Genomic DNA, 1,772 nt, shown 5'->3' with positions numbered 1-1,772 from the left:
TAGGGCCTGCTGATTTTATCAGTTGTTAAATCGTATACCATTCATAATATTCTTCTATTTCAGCAGTAATTTTATAAAACCGGTACGAGATTGTTATAATTGCTCAAGACCTGGCTTCTTAGGTAGAGCTCAGTCCTCCATTTTTGGATATAGGCACAAAAAATAGCGTATTTATCTGCTATTTTTGTTAAGGTTAATAGGTTCATTACAAAAAAGATCGCTCCAATCCAGCTCTCCGAGGTATCTTTTCTTTTTGCCTGTATGTTACCCAGCCCATAAGCGTTCTTGCCTTGGCCAAACTTGCCTTCTATAAGGTTTCGCTGGTTTCGCTCTTTGCGTCGCTTTCGTTTTTGATAGGGTGATAATTGTTCTTTTGTGGGACGTCCCAGTGATGTACCAACTATCCGTATGTTTCTCTGTTTCAGCCATTTTCTGTTCTCCCGGTTAAAGTAGATCCGATCTGCCAGGAGCAGTTCGGGATAATGACCAAAAGTCGCCTTATAGGCCGCTACCTGTACTTTTAGATCTATCGATTCATTAAAGGCTTCCCAGCCAATATGCTCCACACGGCTCATACCATCTACTTCGCTGGCACTAATCTTGGCTCCAAATTCCACCCCGGCCTTATCCTTTCCCCTGACGATAGGACGTACCCAAGGCTGGTAGATATTTACGATCCTATTGCTTATGCTATGGGTCCTGCTAGTATACATAAAATGTTGCTGGCGGTACAGCTCCCGGAGCACCCAATAGATTCTTTGATTGTTTTTGGAGAGCGGAAACCGATAAGGATGTGGATCATACATCTCTGCATAGGGTCCTTCCAGTGTTTGCGTTCTTTTTGTGTCTTCGATGTGGTCCAGAAGCCTTTCAATATGAGCCAGGTTGCGATTTAAGTAACTCAGTTGTTTGCGGATGAACTTTCTCACTACGGACCTCCTTTTCTTTCGCTTCTTGGAAAAGGCCAGGTATTCTTTCCGGGCTACCCTGCGATAGGTACGCGGCTTTTTTAAGCAAGGGGTTTGCTCATAAAGTAAATCCAGAAGACGTTCACTTTCTTCCCTTGCTTTATTGAGCAATCCGCCATCGGTAGGATAGGCTATCTTTTGATTGGCAACAGTGGCATCTATTTTTATGTTGCCTTTGTTGGTCGGGGGACCCTCAGGAGGCTCAGGCGTGTCATTATCATCATTGTTGGTATCCTTCTCTTGGATCCTCTTTTTTGCTTTGGGTTTGAGCGAATCAGCCTTTTCAATAACCATCTCGTTCCACTTATCAAAGGAAGCAGCCCCCATACGCTTGCGGATATCCACAAATACCGTAGGGTGGAATGGGGCTTTGGTTTGAAAGGAAGTAAGCCCGCAAAAGTATTGAAGGTAAATATTTTCACTAATCATCTCCACGGCACCCCTGTCATCCAGTCCTAATTTATGTTTTACAATAAGGGCGCCTATGACCATCCGAATGTCTATGGATTCCCTTCCACGATCCGTGCGTAAAGCTTTAGCATAAGTATTGGCCAGTTCATCCCAGGGGACCACCTCGGCTAATTTTACCCAGCGGTTATCCGGGGAAAGTTCATTATCGAAAGGGTGGGAAAAATCCTTTAAAACTAATTGACTGGAAGGAGTATACTTGATCATAAGTGCAAAGGTTATGGCATGAAATTACAGAATCCACTGCACTTATACAATAAATTCCAACTAAAAAATAAACATAAAAACCTGTAATTTAAATCGTTATATAGGTGAAAATAGAAAATCAGCAGGCCC

1 protein-coding gene is annotated in these 1,772 nt (G+C 42.9%); it reads right to left on the bottom strand.

Going from position 1 to position 1,772, the window contains the following annotated elements; all coding sequences use genetic code 11:
- Positions 1–71: 71 nt before the first annotated feature.
- Complete coding sequence (locus DET49_RS18305) at positions 72–1,643, bottom strand: IS5 family transposase (protein ID WP_133550297.1); 1,572 nt, start codon at positions 1,641–1,643, stop codon at positions 72–74.
- Positions 1,644–1,772 lie beyond the last annotated feature (129 nt).

Source organism: Salegentibacter sp. 24 (assembly GCF_004362395.1).
Lineage (GTDB): Bacteria > Bacteroidota > Bacteroidia > Flavobacteriales > Flavobacteriaceae > Salegentibacter.
This window is presented reverse-complemented; position numbering and strand designations above follow the sequence as displayed.

What these genes read in the sequence shown, in the direction of transcription:
- DET49_RS18305 (WP_133550297.1), bottom strand. Translation starts at nt 1,643, where the DNA reads ATGATCAAGTATACTCCTTCCAGTCAATTAGTTTTAAAGGATTTTTCC.